Origin of the sequence: Ancylothrix sp. D3o (genome assembly GCF_025370775.1) — a bacterium.
Classification (GTDB): domain Bacteria; phylum Cyanobacteriota; class Cyanobacteriia; order Cyanobacteriales; family Oscillatoriaceae; genus Ancylothrix.
The window spans coordinates 1-17737 of record NZ_JAMXEX010000042.1 but is presented as its reverse complement, the minus strand read 5'-3'; the positions used below and the strand labels follow the sequence as shown (position 1 = coordinate 17737).

At 40.1% G+C, this 17737-nt stretch carries 14 protein-coding genes and 1 pseudogene; 9 read left to right on the top strand and 6 right to left on the bottom strand.

Annotated features, from left to right (window positions below):
* The 9 genes from NG798_RS25380 to NG798_RS25345 form a co-directional block, all read left to right on the top strand.
* Positions 1 to 209: hypothetical protein (locus NG798_RS25380; RefSeq protein ID WP_261226511.1), on the top strand; the 209-nt coding region annotated here is incomplete at its 5' end.
* A gap of 209 nt (positions 210 to 418) precedes the next feature.
* Complete coding sequence (locus NG798_RS25375) at positions 419 to 973, top strand: hypothetical protein (RefSeq protein WP_261226510.1); 555 nt, start codon at positions 419 to 421, stop codon at positions 971 to 973.
* Positions 974 to 1728: 755 nt separating this feature from the next.
* Positions 1729 to 4206: a transporter substrate-binding domain-containing protein gene (locus tag NG798_RS25370; protein WP_261226509.1), complete on the top strand. Its 2478-nt coding sequence runs from the start codon at positions 1729 to 1731 to the stop codon at positions 4204 to 4206.
* A 273-nt stretch (positions 4207 to 4479) separates the two neighbouring features.
* Positions 4480 to 4698, top strand: coding sequence for a transposase family protein (locus NG798_RS28295; protein WP_375339004.1), 219 nt, complete (start codon positions 4480 to 4482; stop codon positions 4696 to 4698).
* The gene (locus tag NG798_RS25365; RefSeq protein ID WP_261226508.1) at positions 4688 to 5188 is read left to right on the top strand and encodes a transposase family protein; all 501 of its coding nucleotides are present in this window, start codon (positions 4688 to 4690) and stop codon (positions 5186 to 5188) included. The genes NG798_RS28295 and NG798_RS25365 overlap by 11 nt, the downstream gene beginning before the upstream one ends.
* A gap of 765 nt (positions 5189 to 5953) precedes the next feature.
* Complete coding sequence (locus tag NG798_RS25360) at positions 5954 to 6118, top strand: hypothetical protein (RefSeq protein WP_261226507.1); 165 nt, start codon at positions 5954 to 5956, stop codon at positions 6116 to 6118.
* 195 nt (positions 6119 to 6313) lie between these two features.
* Positions 6314 to 7750, top strand: coding sequence for a hypothetical protein (locus NG798_RS25355; RefSeq protein ID WP_261226506.1), 1437 nt, complete (start codon positions 6314 to 6316; stop codon positions 7748 to 7750).
* 619 nt (positions 7751 to 8369) lie between these two features.
* Positions 8370 to 9119: a hypothetical protein gene (locus NG798_RS25350; protein ID WP_261226505.1), complete on the top strand. Its 750-nt coding sequence runs from the start codon at positions 8370 to 8372 to the stop codon at positions 9117 to 9119.
* A 140-nt stretch (positions 9120 to 9259) separates the two neighbouring features.
* Positions 9260 to 12559, top strand: a complete 3300-nt coding sequence (locus tag NG798_RS25345) for a TIM-barrel domain-containing protein (RefSeq protein WP_261226504.1) — start codon at positions 9260 to 9262, stop codon at positions 12557 to 12559.
* A 6-nt stretch (positions 12560 to 12565) separates the two neighbouring features.
* Here the strand turns inward: NG798_RS25345 and NG798_RS25340 are convergent, their stop codons facing one another.
* From NG798_RS25340 to NG798_RS25315, 6 genes and pseudogenes are all read right to left on the bottom strand, one after another.
* Positions 12566 to 13249, bottom strand: a complete 684-nt coding sequence (locus NG798_RS25340; protein WP_261226503.1) for an ISL3 family transposase — start codon at positions 13247 to 13249, stop codon at positions 12566 to 12568.
* A 41-nt stretch (positions 13250 to 13290) separates the two neighbouring features.
* On the bottom strand, positions 13291 to 13719 hold the full coding sequence (locus NG798_RS25335) for a transposase family protein (protein WP_261226502.1): 429 nt from the start codon (positions 13717 to 13719) through the stop codon (positions 13291 to 13293).
* A 262-nt stretch (positions 13720 to 13981) separates the two neighbouring features.
* Entirely contained in the window at positions 13982 to 15841 is a 1860-nt protein-coding gene (locus tag NG798_RS25330; RefSeq protein ID WP_261226501.1) for an AAA family ATPase, read from the bottom strand.
* 763 nt (positions 15842 to 16604) lie between these two features.
* Complete coding sequence (locus tag NG798_RS25325; protein WP_261226500.1) at positions 16605 to 16976, bottom strand: DUF6173 family protein; 372 nt, start codon at positions 16974 to 16976, stop codon at positions 16605 to 16607.
* Between the two features lie 161 nt (positions 16977 to 17137).
* The gene (locus NG798_RS25320) at positions 17138 to 17341 is read right to left on the bottom strand and encodes a hypothetical protein (protein WP_261226499.1); all 204 of its coding nucleotides are present in this window, start codon (positions 17339 to 17341) and stop codon (positions 17138 to 17140) included.
* Between the two features lie 184 nt (positions 17342 to 17525).
* Positions 17526 to 17737, bottom strand: a pseudogene (locus NG798_RS25315) (EVE domain-containing protein); the annotation flags it as partial.

Sequence of the window (17737 nt, the reverse complement as noted above, 5' to 3'; positions counted from 1 at the left end):
CGTTTAGGTTGGTTAAGAGAAGCTGCGTCAACAACGGTAAACTCTCTAAAGCTTCTGTGATAAGGGTTTTAGGCGTGTCCTTTGGGAATGAGATGGCACAGGATGTATTCATGGTGATAGGCTTGGAAAAGATAAAATTTGGTTGGGGACGGGTGGAACTGTCCCTTTTTTCGTTTGGGGGACGCACAGGCAAACCTTTGTTTGGTTAACCCATGCTATGAAACACTGATTATTAAATTTCGTTATTCAACCTCAGTTTACTTAGGATTAGGGCCACTGTCAACCCTTTTGTAGAGAAGTATTTATAAATTTTTGCTTCATAGAGTAAAAATAGAACTGTAAGCCTAAGAGAGAAAAACCATTGCCTAGATTCAGACGAAACGAAATACCTCATCGATTAGCTCGACTCAAGATTCTGATGGATCACATTTATGGCCAGATGGAGTATGAGGAAACTCGCGCAAATTTGGTTCGTTTTTTAAATCGGCTTCCGAATGTTGGAGAAGTAGCCAGCCATTTGTCAATCAATCGCTGGGCTGACGGTTTACAGTTTCCAGGTGCAGGAAACCGCAAGCGTCTGGCTGCCTCATTAGGTATTGATATATCTGTTTTAGATGGCTTCTTGTTGCAAGACACTCCCTCAAAAGAGGAATTTTTAGCTCTTATTCCCCCCGTCCCAAAAGAATACCATCGGCGTTTGTCCTTCCTTGGAATTGATACGGGAGATCCTGCCGCTGTTTCTGATGCTATTTTTCAGCTAAGTAGTTATTTGAATTTAGAGCAGAATTTGAAGCTATCTTTTGAATTACAGCAGAAATTAATTGAAAAAATAGAGCAAGCTCCAGACTCAAGGGCATCTAAAAATTTTGAAAATTATATTGCAAATTTATTAAACTCCTACTTAACCAAAACTAAAAAAGATATCCATTCCATTCTTCAGAAAATTGAATCTATGCTTAATAGTACGGTGTAAAAAAGCTGCCAAAAATGGGTGAAAATTGATGAACTAAATTACAAAAATAAAGGTTCTATATGTGGTAGTTATAGGCTGTTATGGCCAAAAAGAAACCCTCATTATTAACTAAAAAAAGGATTTCTTAGCTACCTGGAGAAGAATCTACTAATCTTTTAAATTTTTGCCATCACGGCGTTGAGTAAGTTTGTCTGTTTGCTATGGCCATTATCGATTTGCTTTTATGGAGAGCGAAAAATTTCAGGGGAGGTAGACTGAGAGCAAGCAAACTTATGCACATTAACTAGCTATTCCCCGATCGATGCCACTTGACCGAGTTCATCTTGAAGAGCGAAAAATTTTAGGGGAGATAGGGGAGAGAACGGGGTAGGATAACCGGATGCTGCTCTAAACAAGGATTTATTGCTTCTTAACAAAGATTTGTTAAAATTTTACCTTGTTTTTCTGATTTTTGATGCCAACTTTACAGAGCCGCTCTTGACAGACATTGATTTATCGAGGTAGAGTAAGTATGTCTTTAGATAGATCACAGAGAAAAACTGCTCAACTTGAAAGGCTAAGAGGGCAAAGAGGCGGCGGGGGTGTGTTTACGAGAAGATAGCTACGTTGCTGCATTGTCTTAGATCGTTAGTGCTTACATAGGGAGTGAGCGCGACTGTAAGGGGTGACTTATTCATTATTCCCAAAATAAGCGTTTATCAGGATGCCAGTTAATTGACCGCAGAACTTATAAAAATTCCTAGATTAGGATCACCATGAATTTTGACGAAAAGATATATCTGCAACAAAACTCAGACGTGGCAGAAGCAGTTGCCAGCGGCTTGTTCACCAGTGGCTTTGAGCATTGGATAAAACATGGGTTTTTTGAAGGTAGAGGCCCGCAGTTTGCTTTCCAAGAAAACTCTTACCTTAACCTTAACCCTGATGTAGCACAAGCTGTTAAAAACGGAGATTTTGCCAGTGGATTAGAACATTATGCCTTATTTGGAGCCTCAGAAGCCCGTTTAACAGTTTCTGCTATTCCTAATTTTGACGAAAATATTTACTTGCAAGAAAATCCCGACGTTGCACAAGCTGTTAGCAATGGTTTATTTACCAGCGGTTTTCAACATTGGCTAAAACTTGGTTTTTTTGAAGGTAGAACTCCACAAATAAACTTCAAACAAAATTTTTATTCTGACTATAATCCTGATGTTGCACGGGCAGTTAACAATGGCATTTTAATAAACGGATTAGAACATTATATAAAGTATGGTGCAGGAGAAAATCGTGCTGGACTTGCTAGTGATACTCGACCCGGAAATCAACTACAAGAAATTTTAAATCGTGGGTTTTTGCGAGTTGCCGTTTATGACGACGCGCTCGGATTTAGCAAACGGGAAGCAGATGGATCGTTTAGTGGTATTGGTATTGATTTTAGTCGCGCGCTCGCTACAGCTTTGTTTGGAAACCCCAATGCCATTGAGTATGTAGTCGTAGAAGCGGGACAAGACTTTTATGCTGTGGCAAGTGGTGCAGTAGATATTGGTGCTACTCTGCCAACTCATTCAGTTCTGCGTGATGCCAGTTTGGGTGTGGACTATTCTCCGACAGTTTTCTTTGACACTCAAGGCGTATTGGTGCGGGGGAACAGTGGTATTACTTCTGTACAGCAGTTAGCTGGAACCACGATTGGGGTATTAGCTGGAACACGCTCTCAACAAAATTTAGAAGATGCTGTCAGTCGTGCTGGAATTACTTTAAACATTCAAACTTTTTCTTCTCAAGATGCTTTGTTTAGCGCTTATGACGCAGGGCAAATTGAGGGTGTTTCAATTAATCGGGGAGTTCTTAGCAGCCGAATTCCTACCCTATCTAATCCGGGGAATCATATCATCCTGGAGGAGAATCTGGGGAAAGAACCGCTAGGACTAATCGTGCCAGAAAACGAGTCCGAATTTGCTGATGTGGTGCGCTGGGCTGTCAACGCTCCCATTCAAGCCGAATTTTTTGGCATCAACTCCCAGAATGTGAATGAATTTCTCAATGGAAATAGCGAGATCAAACGTTTTTTGGGAGTGGAAGGAAATTTAGGAGAATCGTTGGGAGTCTCAAATGACTTTGCCTTGAAAATTATCCAACAAATCGGTAATTATGAAGAAATTTATAATCGCAACTTCGATGAAACTGCGCTACCCCGGAATCTCAACGAACTGATGTTTGTCAAACCAGGGGGACTGGTTTATTCTCCCCCCTTTAGTGGGAGCGACAGAGTGAATGTTCCCTTAATTGATAATAATGACCGCAATGTTTTGGAGCAAGTTTTAGACCGAGGTTTCGTGCGCGTCGGGGTGAGGAAGGATGCCCAAGGACTGGGTTTTGCTGATGAAAACGGTAACTTAAGTGGCTTTGATATAGATTGGGGCCGGGCTCTGGCGGCTTCTATATTTGGCGACCCTGATGCTGTAGAGTTCGTAATTCAAACATCCGGTGCCCAGCGCTTTAGCGATGTCGCCAATGGAATCGTGGATGTCACCAGCCGAAATGCCACCCACAACCTGAGACGGGATGCGCTTTTGGGCGTAGATTTTGCCCCGATTAATTCTTACGATGCTCAATTTGTAGTCACTCCAACTGTTAGCGGAATTACCTCTTTGGAACAACTTGCCGGGGGTCGAATTGGGGTAAGCGCCAGTACGACTTCTGAAACCCGGTTGCGAGAAAAGTTGAGTGCGGCAGGTGTTAATGCGGAAGTTGTAGCTTTGGATAATTTCCAAACCATCTTCCAGCAGTATCTCAATGGTGAACTGGATGCCATTACCGGAGATGGGAGTCTGATTATGTCCAGTCTTCTGACCTTACCCCCAGAGCAAAGAGACCAGCATCAGCCGTTTCGGGAAGTCTTGGGTGAGGAACCTTTAGCAATGGTGGTTGATGAGAATCAATCCCAGTGGAAAGATGTGGTTTCTGGCGTGACTTATGCGCTTTATGAGGCGTTAGAACTGGGTTTTACCTCAGAAAATGTAGCTGAGGCAGTTAATAGTTCAGATCCAGTTATCCGCCGCTTTTTGGGAGGGGAAGGAAATGTGGGAGAAAGTTTGGGTTTAGCGAATGATTTTGCGCTAAAGGCGATTTCTGCTGTGGGAAACCTGATTGAAATGAATAATCGAAACTTTCCAGGTATTCCTGTTGATGAAACTGCTGCGCTTCCTTATACCGAGGGAGGTAATTTGTTCTCAATTCCTTTTGCTTAATTGCTTTGAGTTGGAGTGATTGATGAATTGCCCTGAAGCGAATAAACAGTGCATATTAGCTTTCAATCCATTCACTAGGCTATAATTATTTTGTCAGCTACTACTAGCAGCATTACCAACCAAGCAGAAGAAGCACTAAAATGTGGGTTCATCTTTACGGAAAAATTACAAAACAACAGTGATAAGTACAAAAATAATGGGCATACTATAGAAGGGTAACAAATTAAAAATGTAACCCCTCTCTAGTAGATATAAGGGTGCTGCAAGAGGTCTATAGAAAACCAGATTTTAATGACGCTAGAATATTTGAGAGAATACAGGACTTTTTTTCATATAGGCCGAAGCTGGGGATTAAATGAATCCAATGTTTATCGGATAATTACCAAAGTAGAAAAAAATTTAATTGAATCTAAATTATTTAGACTACCTGGAAAAAAAGCTTTATTAAACCAAGAGTTAGACTGGGAAATAGTAGTAGTTGATGTCACATAAACTCCCATTGAACGTCCAAAAACAACAAAAAGAGTTTTACAGCGGTAAGAAAAGGAAGCATACATTAAAATCTCAAATAATAGTGGAGCAAAAAAACCAGTTAATTGTCTGCACTGCTGTAGCAAAGGGGAAAGAACATGATTTTAAAATCTTTAAAATAACCAAAATCAAGATAAATAAAGATGTAAAATGTCCAGCAGATAAAGGATATCAAGGAATTATAAAAATTCATAAAAAGAGCCAAACTCCTCACAAGAATAAAAAAGGTCAAAATTTATCCCAAGAGCAGAAAATAGAAAATAGAAAAATGTCGTCATTGAGAATTATTATTGAACACGTTAATCGTGACCTGAAGATTTTTAAAATAATTTCATCCCGCTATAGAAATAGAAGAGAAAGATTTTTATTACGCTTAAATTTGATAGCAGGTATTTATAATTATGAGCTTTGTTGCCTAAAATTTGTTAATAATGGAGACTTTCGCTCATAGGTCTAATGTATGGCCGCGCTGGTTTACCTTTACTCCAACGTCGTTTTCTGTTGTTCTGTTGAATGTTTATTGATAGTTTTTCTTATTTATCTATTTTTTTACTTTTTTGCGAACACGGATAGGATGGTTTTTCCTTCTCTAGTCTGTACTACATCCGGCAAGCTTTTCTCCTGGCTGTTTCTATCTGGTAATCTGAGTGCCAATTTTCCAAAAATGCTGCCTCAACGGGCTAGTTCTACTTTTTCTTCCTAAAGGGTACTACATCCCTTTAATCCTTACCAACTATAGCTTCTGCCTTATTGCTTCTCTTCACCAAATTTGCGTAAGAACCCACATATCGTAGTACGCGACAGTAACCAATCCTGGCCCAATTCTTCTTTCTCTCCACTCTTTTAACCAGAAATTGCGCTTTTCCACCGCTAAAATTGTTAAGTTCTTTTGCAAGCTTTGTTACGAAATTTGCGATTAATGGATAGGTTATTCGACAACTTTTGTAACTAATCTTGGCCCAAGACTTCTTTTCCTGCGCTTTTTTAACCAGAAATTAAGCTTTTCCACCGCTAAAATTGTTAAGTTCTTTTGCTAACTTTGTTAAGTTATTCCCGATAAATGGATAGCCCCAAATACAAAATCTTCTGGCGGGAAGGAAGTAAAGTAATATTAAAATATTAAAATATTAAAAGAGTATAAATTTTATTGTCATCCCAAAAATAAATTTTATAATTAGTACCAAAGGTTCACACGCAAATTTATGGCACAGGGACAATGCAAAAATTTCATTCCAATGACTTTAACACCCTTTACGAAGATGTTCTAATGAGTCCGGGGGACTCCCATATTCCCTTTGCTAGTCTTGATGAAGAAGGAAGGTTTTTCTATCCTTGGCATCAGTATTATGCTGATACGGGTGTGGTCAAAACCCGTTGGTGATACCCAGAAAATTTCTCCTCATCCTTTTGTCCTCGCGTCTCCACCTCAGCTGCAACCAACTACTTTTGACCACACCCTGCTGATACTGACTGTATTTGGATGGCAAATGAATTTCATCCTATAGACTAAATCTAAGGACAGATGCGACTTTTTTTGAGCTATTGACCATTTGATTTAATTAAAGTAGAGACGATCATGTCAAATTCTATTTGTTTGGTTGTTGTAAAGTTTCGCGTGCTGAAATGTTTGAAAATCAATTTACTCGCCCTAAGCCTTATTGGATTCGTTTTACTATGTTCTTGTACTACAGCATTAGCAGATTCTTTTTACTCTGAACCAATTTTCAAAGCTGAAACAGTAGCTAACAATTTACGAGAAGGTTATTGGATTGAGTCTGTTGATGTAAATCAGGATTCTCAGCCCGATTTAGTTGGTCATGGATTAAGTTCTGGAGAACTTTACTGGTATGAAAATCCAAAGTGGGAACGTCACTTGATGCAAGATAAAATTACAATGCCTGTAGGTGCAGATACACAAGATATCAATAATGATGGCTTCCCTGATTATGTTTTTTGTTATGAACTCTATGGTTCTGGTGGGAGAATTGATGATCCTAATCCAGAAGGAGGAAAGATTGCTTGGCTAGAAAACCCCGGAAATGCAGATAATGCTGAATCTCGTTGGAAGAAGCATTATGTTGGCAGACAAGTCGGAATGCATCGCTTACGAGTTGGTCACTTTACCCGAACTGATCGATGGCAAATTTTAGGATTACCAATTGTATCTCAGTATGGAGTTCAAGATGTATTAACAATCCCTTTATACACTCAACCCAAAGATATTGAAGGAGCAGATTCTTGGGATGAATCTATTATTGATAATCAACATTTCCGATTTGTTCACGGTGTTCAGGTTAAGAAGGGATTAATCCCCAATTCCGAATTAGACTCGGTGGTACTAGCTTCTGACGAAGGAGTTACTTGGCTGTACTACGATCAAACGTTTAAAAAATGGAAGCGAGTACTGCTTGGAACTGGTGAAAAGTCCATTTTCCAAGAAACTGAATATCATTTTAAAGGTAGCGGTAATCCAGAAATTGGACGAATTGGCAATGATCCTTTTGCCTATGCAGCAGCCGTTGAACCTTTTCATGGCAGTACAATTGCAGTCTATTACAAAGATGAAGAAGGTAAAAGTAACCCTACAGAAGCTAGTTGGCATCGCCGTGTACTCGATGTCTATGGAAAACCTAACGCTGAACATGGTGAAGGTACTGGGCATCATATATATGCTGCAGACTTTGATGGTGATGGAAATGATGAGTTTTTAGTTGCATTACGTGGACCTAAACCTTATCGAGGGGTGTTTTATTATAAGGCAGTTGATGCCAGTAAAGGACTCTTTTTAAAATGGCAAGTTTCCACAGAATCTGCTGCTAGAATTGCTGTTGACGACTTCAATGGAGATAATAAATTGGACTTTGCAACTATTGGCTATTCTGTTAAAAAGTACTATGAAGATGTTGATCCAAAAATAGTTGTGTTCTACAATCAAACTATAATAAACCCCAAAATGAATCAAACTATAACAGACCCCAAAATGGTAGGTGTTCAAAAACAAGATCAATTCTAGATCGTATCGACCATATTAACACTTTTGCAGACTTTTGCTTTTACTAAGGCACTATTGATGTAAGAGTTAAATCCACTTTTGCTTCAAGATCAGCAACGCCATACATTTTTGCAAGATAGAGGCTGTAACGTATGCTGCCTATTGACCTGTCGATTTGTCCTTGTTGTACTGCTACTGTGCTTTATTTACTAACTCAATCAAGGTCGGATTGGTTAACCTCTCAATTTTTTTTACAACTGACGAAAAGTAGTTTGGCTCAGGCGATAACTTTGAGTGAGAGTAAATCTCAAGAGTTAGAACCGATTGACAATAAAAAATAAAGAATTTCGCTTCAGGGGGCGCTTGTCGCCCCCAAAGCATTACAGGCTCTTGTTTTAGGGACTTGACCCCTGTAGAAAAAACTTCTGCTTATTGAGAACATACTCTCTTGAGAGAAAAAAATGTTCAATTATGAGCCGCTATCGGTTATTCTGTGGCTGGATATTATTGTGCCGACAATCCATCCATCGTGGTTTATTACAACGACTTTGCTTCGCACAAGGGTATTTAAGCCAGCGACCGCCCTAATACTTCAGTTAGAGCTTAGTCAACGAGTTCTTTAATTCTTCCTCAAAAACGGATGCAAGCTAACCAAGTAAAACGACTTAACTTTTCCGGTACTTACATAGATGCCAAGTATGTGGAAAACGTCGAAAACTATCCCATTCAAAACCGTACTATCGCTCTCAATCCCCAAGCTTCAGATGCTTACTTAAGCGAAACTCACACCAGCATTATTCCTCCTTTTTCATCCACTATTCTCAAAGAGACTATCATCCAAAAAGCAGAATCCTTACTCTTGCTTGAAGTGGTAGAGACCAACAACATCGGCAAGATTATCTTTGAGCCAGAGTGGGATCTATTAGGGAACATCATTAAGGACTTTCCCAAAGATACACCGCTCTGGAAGTCACCGCAAGACGAGGCGGGAGTCGTAGAACTCGATCCGTATTTGATGACAAGGCAATCAAGTACGCCCCAGCAAAAAGAAAGGTTTACCGTCAAGGTAAACTTATGGTTTGCTCCTTCTAATTCTGACTGTGCCATCCATAACCAGCATGACTTTATCGAGATTCATACCCAAATCTTTGGTCAGGGAAGAATGCAGAAATTTAAAGTTAAAGCATTTGACTCTCTCTACGAAGATATGTTGATGAGTCCGGGGTATACTACATCTGTCCCATTTTGCCAGGTTCAGGAAAATCAAAAATATGTCTATCCTTGGCATCAATACTATGCTGATACAGACTGTATTTGGTTAGCGATTGAATATCATCCCACACAAGAAACTCAAACCAAGCAAGTCTATGCTAGCGGAACTTCTAAGTAGCGCTTGATAGCCCTCGCTGCGGTTAATTATTTCAGTGTTGCAAGCTGGTATTATCCACTTCGTATCAGCCAAAGGTGGATATTCATGTTGGAATCTTTCAGTTAACATTGCAAACCGTTGTTTATTGGAAAAAATTCGTTATGTCCATCCTCAGTTCTCAATCCGCTTACAGATTTGTTACCGTAGAAGAGTTTTTTGCGGAGTACGAAAATTGGCAAAAAATTGAACGAGTAATTTCCTCATCTTTCAATGAGGGAACTAAAACGTTAACTCTAAAATTCGAGACAACAGAGCAGGGTAAAAACCCGGAAATGCTCATTCAATTTTTCCAGAAAGATATATTCAGGGTTCGCTTTAATCCGGGAAAAGTCGCCGCTGATTATACTTCCTTAAATAGTCCTTCTGTAGCCCACGATCGTTCAGAAGAATTAGCCAATACCCTACTAAGTGAAAAGGAAGAGAATGTTAAAGAGATTAAAATCGAATACACAGATATAGACTCCAAACAGGCTATCGTGCTGACGAAGGTTGGGTTCAATTCTGCGTCACCTGACGAGCCCGACATGACTGTTTTCAAGGATTGGATGAAAGTAGTTGTCACTTACTATCCCTTCCAAATCGAGGTCTTCAATTACTCTGACAAGTTCAATTTCAGTTCTCAACAAGAATTTAGAGTTTGGCAAACTGCAGAAACGGGCATATATTACACTTATCATGGAGTCGAGAAAGAGGATTATGCCATCATACAGGCTGTCAGCAAGCCAGCAACAGCAAAGTATATTGGTTTTGGCGAACAAGGTAGTAAGGGACTCTATAAGAATGGGACGCAAGTCAACTTTTTCAACTATGATAATATGCGCTACAAACAGGTCTATAATATCGGACCTTTAGACGATCGAGAACCTCTCTACCACTCAGATCCGTTCTTTTTGGAAGTAAATGGCGTTTCTGACTCTGACAAACATAGCATCTATGGTCTCTACATTGACAATCCCGCTCAGGTGTTGGTTGATATCAGCTTCCTGGATTCCAGTCGCTATATTTTTGGTACTCGCTTCGGCGACCTTGACTATTATTTTTTCCTTGGTGATTCATGTAGCGATGTGATAAAGGGTTTTACTTCCATTGTAGGTCGTTGTCACCTAAAACCCCGATATGTGTTGGGATATCACCAAGGATGCTATGGGTATGAAAATGGAGGAGCGCTGAAATGGGCCGTTGATAAGTATCGACAGTACAATATTCCGCTCGATGGTCTGCATGTGGATGTAGATATACAGAATAGTTATCAAACATTCACTATCAATGACAATTTTCCAAAGGAACCCAAAGAACCTAATAATGTGTTCAGCGATGCCAAGGAAATGTTTTATTATCTGCGGTCAAAAGGAGTGAAGTGTAGCACGAACATCACGCCTATTATTAGCAATCAAGCTGCAAACTATCAAACGTACAAAGAGGGATTGGAAAAGGGATATTTTATCCTCGATCGCCGTTCCGATCCAAACAACCCAGATGGCAAACAAAGCCATTATTATGAGGGGGGATCCAATCAAATCAAACCTTTGCCAGACCTAGAAAACTTTAATAGTGGTAAGCCTTACATTGGTCAAGTGTACTACGGAGGAGACCGGGGGACGACTGGTCATTACCCCGATTTAGGACGACTTGACGTGCGTAAATGGTGGGGCGAACAGTATAAATATCTCTTCGAGATGGGGCTGGAATTTGTGTGGCAGGACATGACGACACCAGCTATCGCTCCTTGGCGTGGGGATATGAAAGGCTTTCCTTTCAGGTTACTGGTAACTGACGATTTTTTCTCAGATGTTCAAGACGCTGCCGAGGCAGATTCCCGCAAAACCCCAGCGCTTAAGGTCTGGAATTTATTTTCCTATAACCTCCACAAAGCTACTTACCACGGTCTTAACAATCTTCCTGGACGAGAAAATAAGCGGAACTTCATCATTGGGCGAGGAAGTTTCACAGGAATGCATCGCTTTTCCGGATTATGGACGGGCGACAACAGTTCGTCTTGGGATTTTCTCAGGATGAACGTATCGCAAGTTCTGTCACTAGGGATGTGCGGAATGTCGATATGCGGTCAGGATATTGGTGGCTTTGAAGCTGAAGACGGCCAACACTGGGTCGGTCCGGAACTGCTAATGCGCTGGACTGTGGCTGGAGCCTTCTTGCCTTGGTTCCGAAATCATTATATTCGGAAAGGGCAGAAAGATTTCCAAGAACCATTTATGTATGAAAAATGGTTTGAGGACTATCGGGGCGGCAATCTGCCAGAACCGCAAGATCAATACCGGATGGTACTGCCGATTTGTAAGTATTACATCGAATTGCGCTATCGGCTGCTCCAGCTTTTCTACGACGCTATGTTTGAAAACACGCTGAACGGGATGCCGATCTGCCGACCGATGTTCCTGAACGAGCCGTATGATAAAGCGCTCTACAATGACAAAATCGCCTTCCTCGACAACCAGTTCTTTGTAGGGCAGGATCTCCTTATCGCTCCCGTTCTGGAGCCGCAATCGAACCTCAACAGCCACGGCAAACGCGATGTCTATCTCCCAGCAGGTAGTAACTGGTATTGCTTTATGGATAACAAAAAGCCACTCGCTCCTGCCGTTAAAGGCGGCACGACCGTGCGCTTTTTCGATGCCCATCTCGATGCCAACCCCGACCACATTGGCTTTATCGTTCCCATATATGTGCGAATGGGTGCAGTTATTCCAACTATTCAGGTCGAACAATATGTAGGAGAACTCAACGCCCAAGGAAAGCCCAATCCGATCACCATTAATATCTATCCTGGTGAGACTAATCACCAGACTGACGCCGATCTCTACAAAAGGTTGCACAAACCGCGTTACACTATGTACTTAGATGATGGGGTAAGCCGTTCTTCTGCCCCCACGAAGAATGAATTGGGCACGCCACTGTACAACTGCGATGAGAAGGCCAAAGACGAATATCGCCAGATAGTGATAGAACACTACTTTGATGAGAACGACAAAAAAATACGCTACATCACAATGACCTATGTAGTGAACAACTATAAGCCACCATTAGAGAACTATTACTTCGTGGCCTTGTTGCACGATCCATTGGAACTGCCTAAACGCGACCCAAGCTCCAATAAACGAAGTTCATCTCCCTTGAAAAAGGTCAGTCTAGAGGATGTGAAGACAAAAGAGAAGAAAGAAATCCGCTTTATTATTGAAGGCAAGACTCCTGAAGAACGAGCCAAACAACTCAGCGAGTCTGATACGGATGCCTGGTATTACAACGAGAACATCGATATTAGCTTCATCAAAGTGTTTGATAGCAGCCCGTCGCTCGGCGTAATGGAAGAATATTTCTCAATCAACATAATAGCAGAATATTGCTCAGAAGTTACGAAGGCTCTCCTGAACTTATGGTTATAAGTTTATCTAATCAGAGAAGCAAGCTAATACGCGATTCCTAAAATTATTAAAATTAGTGAAACCATACCCGCAGCGCATTATCAACTTAATTCGATTGTTAATTCCTTCCATGACTCCACTTGTGGTGCGATGCAGAAAGTAGTTGCAAATACCCTCAAAATGATTCTCAATTGTTGATGCAGATTCTCTGAAAAATACTTGGGCATAATTTAGCCATTCTTTGATTTTGTTCGCCGCTTTTTCGACTGTCAAATTAGTCTCATATATTTCTCTAAATTTTTCTTTCATCTTGTAGGCAATTCGTAAACATTCGGATTTTTTTAGAATCAATTCTAATTTATCAATTTGCTCTTGATTCAAATTCTCCCGATTACTTAATAATAAATATTTACTGTGTCTATCTGTTATTCCGGCTGCTCTCCGTAACTTATTTAAGTCTTTATTAACCGCTTTCATTACATGAAAACGATCAATAACAACTTTGGCATTTGGGAATACTTCTTTGATAACTTTAGGGAATCCTCCCCACATATCAACACTCACTTCCTCAACTTGTTCTCGAACCTCAATTGGTTGCGACATAAGGACTTCAATGATTTCTTCACACCGATGAGAATCAATCATCTCAATTAAATTACCTTCGGCGATGTCACTAACAACAGTCACCAATTCACCTTGTCCTTTTCGCATACTTATTTCATCCAGACAAATTCGTTTAACTTGTCCCCAATTTAGTTTTTTTTTATTGAATTTACCTGCTCAAATATTCCTTTTACTTCATCATAACTCAGTCCTTCTTCTCGTCCAATTTGCTCCATGCTCGATTGTTTTACACGCTCATAAATATTTTGTTCGTATCGTTGAGTATGCCGTCTTTTAACGTTCAAAAAATCTATTCTTTCTGTGGGATAACGTTGACAAACAGGACAGTAAAACTGCCGTCTGGGGATTTTTAAGTAGACAGGACGACCAAAAACAGGCAAATCTCTTACTAGGATTGGCCGATTTTGATGCAGTTTTTCGGTAGGATTGTTACAATGATGACAAACAATTCCTTCTGATAAAATGCTCAGTTCTAAGAAAATTTTTCCCTCTATTTGAGTACAAGTTTCAACTCTGACTCCAGGCAAGTCTAATAGATAGTCTAAATGGAAGCTCATAACGCTAAATGTATTATTGTCTATATTTTACACCATAAACTCAGGAGAGCCGGTGACGTTTTATCCTGAGTGCTTTGATGAGAGGCCGGGTTTGCAGTATATGAGTTGGGGTAATCCGCTTTTTGAGCGGTTAATGGGTGAGATTCAGAAAGTATTGGGGAGTGGATAAGTTGTAATTTTAGATGACGCTGACTCTACTCACTAAACTTAGAAAAATTTTAGTATTAGTCAACTTTATAATACCTTAAAAATCAGCAATTTATTAACTTTTCTCATCATCTAATTTACGGATTGTGGAAGAGAGCAACTCTTTTAAAATTGGCAGTAATAACTTTTCAAATTGAAGAAAATCTTCTTTTCGCCCTCGTTCTTCACAAACCCATTTGCAGAAATCCTGTTTACGAAACTCACTAATAATGTTTTCTCCTCCATACTCGTTTTTTTTGATACGCTTCTTATAAAATGTTTCTCCCTCGAACAATTCAAGTGGCAAAAGATTTTCAATACCTTTAGTAACTTTACTATTCTCTTTATTTATAGGTACGCAACGGATTGACAGTAAACCAACATCTTCATCCTCTTTCTTTGTATCGCAATCATAAAGAAGCAACACCGGCCTAGAGAAGAGCTTTTGATTATTCTCTAAAAACTTGCGTGCAGAATCTAAATTAGTATGACCACCACCTTTTGAACCTTCTTTTCCTGATTGACCAACTTCATCTATTTCTAATTGCTCTAAAATATCTGTATGTCCTAATAATTTCAAAGCAGTTTTAATATAAATAACATCTGTCTGTCCTTCTGTTAGCACTAGAGGTTTAGATGCTGCTAAAATTTGCTCTTCAACCGCATTCTCGAATACTTGCGTTTGACGATAAAAATCAAACGATTTCAAAAACTCTTCAAATCGTTCGGTACTAATTTTTTTACCTTTGGGCATTTCCAATATCTGGATACCATCAGCACCAAATTCACGCTCCATGCCTAGTAAAAAAAGTGGAGCATGGGAGGTAATGATAAATTGGACTTTTGGAAATAATTTAACTAATTTAGGAATAACTTCGTACTGTAAATCTGTGTGTAAATGAGCATCAATTTCATCAATTAAGACAATTCCTGTAATTTCATCTAAGTTAAAACTCTTTTGAATATCCGTTCGATCTGCATAACGAACAATCGTAGCAAATAAATTAAAAAGTAAAGCCTGCCCTGCGGAGAGATGGGCGAGTGATGGGACAATAACACCATTTCCCAAACGGATTGCAATTCTTCCCTGCCCTACATTTCGGTAATTTAAGATAAGTTGAGCCTTTTCGTCCTCTAAAACTGAACTAAGCAATTTTTCAACATTTTTTCGTCCTACTTGGAGCAATCGTTTATTTGAAAGATCGGAAGGTTGCGCTTCAAAGTAGACGGGTGGCATCAGTCTTTCCCAGGTAGGGGATCCCACAACAAAGTTTCCATCGACAAGTGAATCAAGGAAAACATCCATCAACCACTGTCTATTATCTTCGCCAGCCCGTTCAATGATCAATGGTTTTCCGAGAACTCCTCTGAATCGCTGCTTATTGCTAAACAATTGTTGATCTTCTACAGCATTGAAATTTAACCAATGGGGTCGCTCATGGCGAGAGGATGGAAAGAAGCAGACTGCCCCATTGTCGAAAAAGGTCTCTATCTTATTCTCGTTTCCTGTAACTCCCTTATAGAAGGGTTCATTTTCTGGCCACGATTGTACTGCCTCAAACCGACCTTTTAGCTTTGTAATATAATCCTGTGGATTAATTAATCCAACTCTTTCTACATAGCAAAACTTATCCTCAGCATCTCTGAACTCCAAAAGGCTGAGGCTACTTCCAGATAATGAGCGAATATCTCCCGGGCTACTTACTTTTAAAAAAGGGCTGTGACCAATCTGCTGCCCTATAGTTATATCACTAAACTTCTTCTTTGCTAATTCTGCTAAGGCATCAAGGATATATGCTAAAAAAATAGTTTTCCCTGTTCCATTTTTACCTACCAAAATTAATGGTTTAGGATTTCCTTCTTTATTTATCCCCACTGAAACATCAAGCTCAGTAATGGGGCCAACATTCTCAATTAAGCATTCCCGCAAATACATATTAGAATTTAACCTTTAGGCTCTTTTGGATAAAGTAATCTTGGTAGTCCAGTATGGTGATTATTTTTTGCAGTTTAAGGATAAAGACTACAGACATAATATTATCTCAAATTTTCAGATAAGTATCAAGTTGGATCCTTTAACCCAACCTGCAATATCGGGCGATCTTTTTAAGTTGAATGGTACAATGCAATCGGGGAAGGGACTGGTGCAGCACAGTTATTCTACAACGATTATTAGCTGATATTCCTTTCCATCGACACCCGAAATCTCCTGTCTCTTGTACAAAAACTGGGTCTATGAGATCCACCGCTGCCAGAGAGGAAAGATGGTTTTGTAGCTGATTCTTAAGTTGCTTTGTTTGTCTGATTAAAAGGGGCCAGAGACGTATGGCATTTTTTTGAAGTTAATTTAAAGGACAGTGGTATGTATTTGTCTAGGAAATGTTGATTAGAGCAGGTGGGTATTGCGGTAATACTATTTTTGGTATTTTCTGGGAGCTTTGGCAGTATGAATCGCCCGCTTTGGGTCAGCCTTTCTTACCAAATGACCAGTTCAGGTCGCGCTCCACCGCACCCATGACCCCAATCCCATCGACTTTGTAGCCACCGGCAGGTAATTGATAAACACGAGCACGGAATTGGATCTAAAGAATGGTCACAGAAATAGCTTTGACTGTCGTGTGTTAGTTGATATTAATTCCCGTGCGAGAAAAGTGTAGAAATCTCAGAGAGTGGTTATTTAATAAAAGCGAGAAATCTCATCACTTCGTTTCTTCTAGCTGGAAACCAAATGGTCTTTTAGGTTCTGCCGGATACTGACGAGGTAACTTCATCAAGAGAATGCTAATTTGGTTGACGTGCTGGATTAACTCCACAGGTTGGCCCTCTTGAGTGTGACCGATAAAAGATATTAAAGAGGGGTCGCAGTACCTCATGTCTTCCAGTGAAAAAACAACTGTTTGACCAAAGTTAACGAGCATAAGCCCAACTTCATGCTCATTATCCAACTTCGAGTCAAAATCCATAATCAAATTAACTAGATGAGCGTAAAACTTGCTGGCATAATTATCCTGTGATAATGCCACCAATTTTTGAATTTCTAAATTAGGATTATGTGTGTAATTAATCGCCATCTATTTCCTCTACTATTACGACAACCATAAGTCAACCTACATTCTAATGTTGACTAATCAATCAATTATATCTTTGGTGAAAAAATTAGTTTGCGGACTACCGAACCCAACGAACTACGGTTTGCCGCACTGGTATCCTGATCGCCAGAATGAAGAATTTCTTAGCGTGACACCGGCTCGTCTACGTTCACCGGCCATATATGGTGTCCCCCGACCTCTTTAGCTTCACAGGCCCAGAGCATTCTACCAACATCGCTACCTTCACCGGCTACTAAAAATCCACCGGCCCCAGAACATCCATCGGCCCCTAACAGATCCACCGGCCTCGAAATATCCCTCTGTCCCACCTCCATCCAAGAGTACAAGCGAATTCCACTGGCTCTCCCAATTCCACCGGCCTCATAAAGTCCACCGGCCCCCTGACATCATTCGGCTCTCAAAAAATCACCGGCCTCATAAAACCCACCGGTCCCACGACTCAATTGGGGCTCTAGTAAAACTCATAATTTTGTGTGTAAAGTTTTGAATATTGATTAAATGTAAAATGGCTCAATGAATTATCTCATGTAATTTTTGCCATTCTTGGGGTATAACTTTATACTTAGTGGGGTTTGGGTGGCCAGCCACAGATAAGCTATCCAGTATTGAATATTGTTGTAAATTTTCCCTCAATAAGGTCGTGTTTAACAATTTTTTGGTAAAGGTAACGACCTCTTGAAGTTTAGTATCCAATCGGCTTTTCTCCAGCCCATAGTCGATAG

Excerpts from the sequence above, each read along its gene's own strand:
- NG798_RS25375 (WP_261226510.1), top strand. The coding sequence starts at position 419 with ATGGATCACATTTATGGCCAGATGGAGTATGAGGAAACTCGCGCAAAT.
- NG798_RS25370 (WP_261226509.1), top strand. The coding sequence starts at position 1,729 with ATGAATTTTGACGAAAAGATATATCTGCAACAAAACTCAGACGTGGCA.
- NG798_RS25365 (WP_261226508.1), top strand. The coding sequence starts at position 4,688 with ATGTCACATAAACTCCCATTGAACGTCCAAAAACAACAAAAAGAGTTT.
- NG798_RS25360 (WP_261226507.1), top strand. The coding sequence starts at position 5,954 with ATGCAAAAATTTCATTCCAATGACTTTAACACCCTTTACGAAGATGTT.
- NG798_RS25355 (WP_261226506.1), top strand. The coding sequence starts at position 6,314 with ATGTCAAATTCTATTTGTTTGGTTGTTGTAAAGTTTCGCGTGCTGAAA.
- NG798_RS25350 (WP_261226505.1), top strand. The coding sequence starts at position 8,370 with ATGCAAGCTAACCAAGTAAAACGACTTAACTTTTCCGGTACTTACATA.
- NG798_RS25345 (WP_261226504.1), top strand. The coding sequence starts at position 9,260 with ATGTCCATCCTCAGTTCTCAATCCGCTTACAGATTTGTTACCGTAGAA.
- NG798_RS25340 (WP_261226503.1), bottom strand. The coding sequence starts at position 13,249 with ATGCGAAAAGGACAAGGTGAATTGGTGACTGTTGTTAGTGACATCGCC.
- NG798_RS25335 (WP_261226502.1), bottom strand. The coding sequence starts at position 13,719 with ATGAGCTTCCATTTAGACTATCTATTAGACTTGCCTGGAGTCAGAGTT.
- NG798_RS25330 (WP_261226501.1), bottom strand. The coding sequence starts at position 15,841 with ATGTATTTGCGGGAATGCTTAATTGAGAATGTTGGCCCCATTACTGAG.
- NG798_RS25325 (WP_261226500.1), bottom strand. The coding sequence starts at position 16,976 with ATGGCGATTAATTACACACATAATCCTAATTTAGAAATTCAAAAATTG.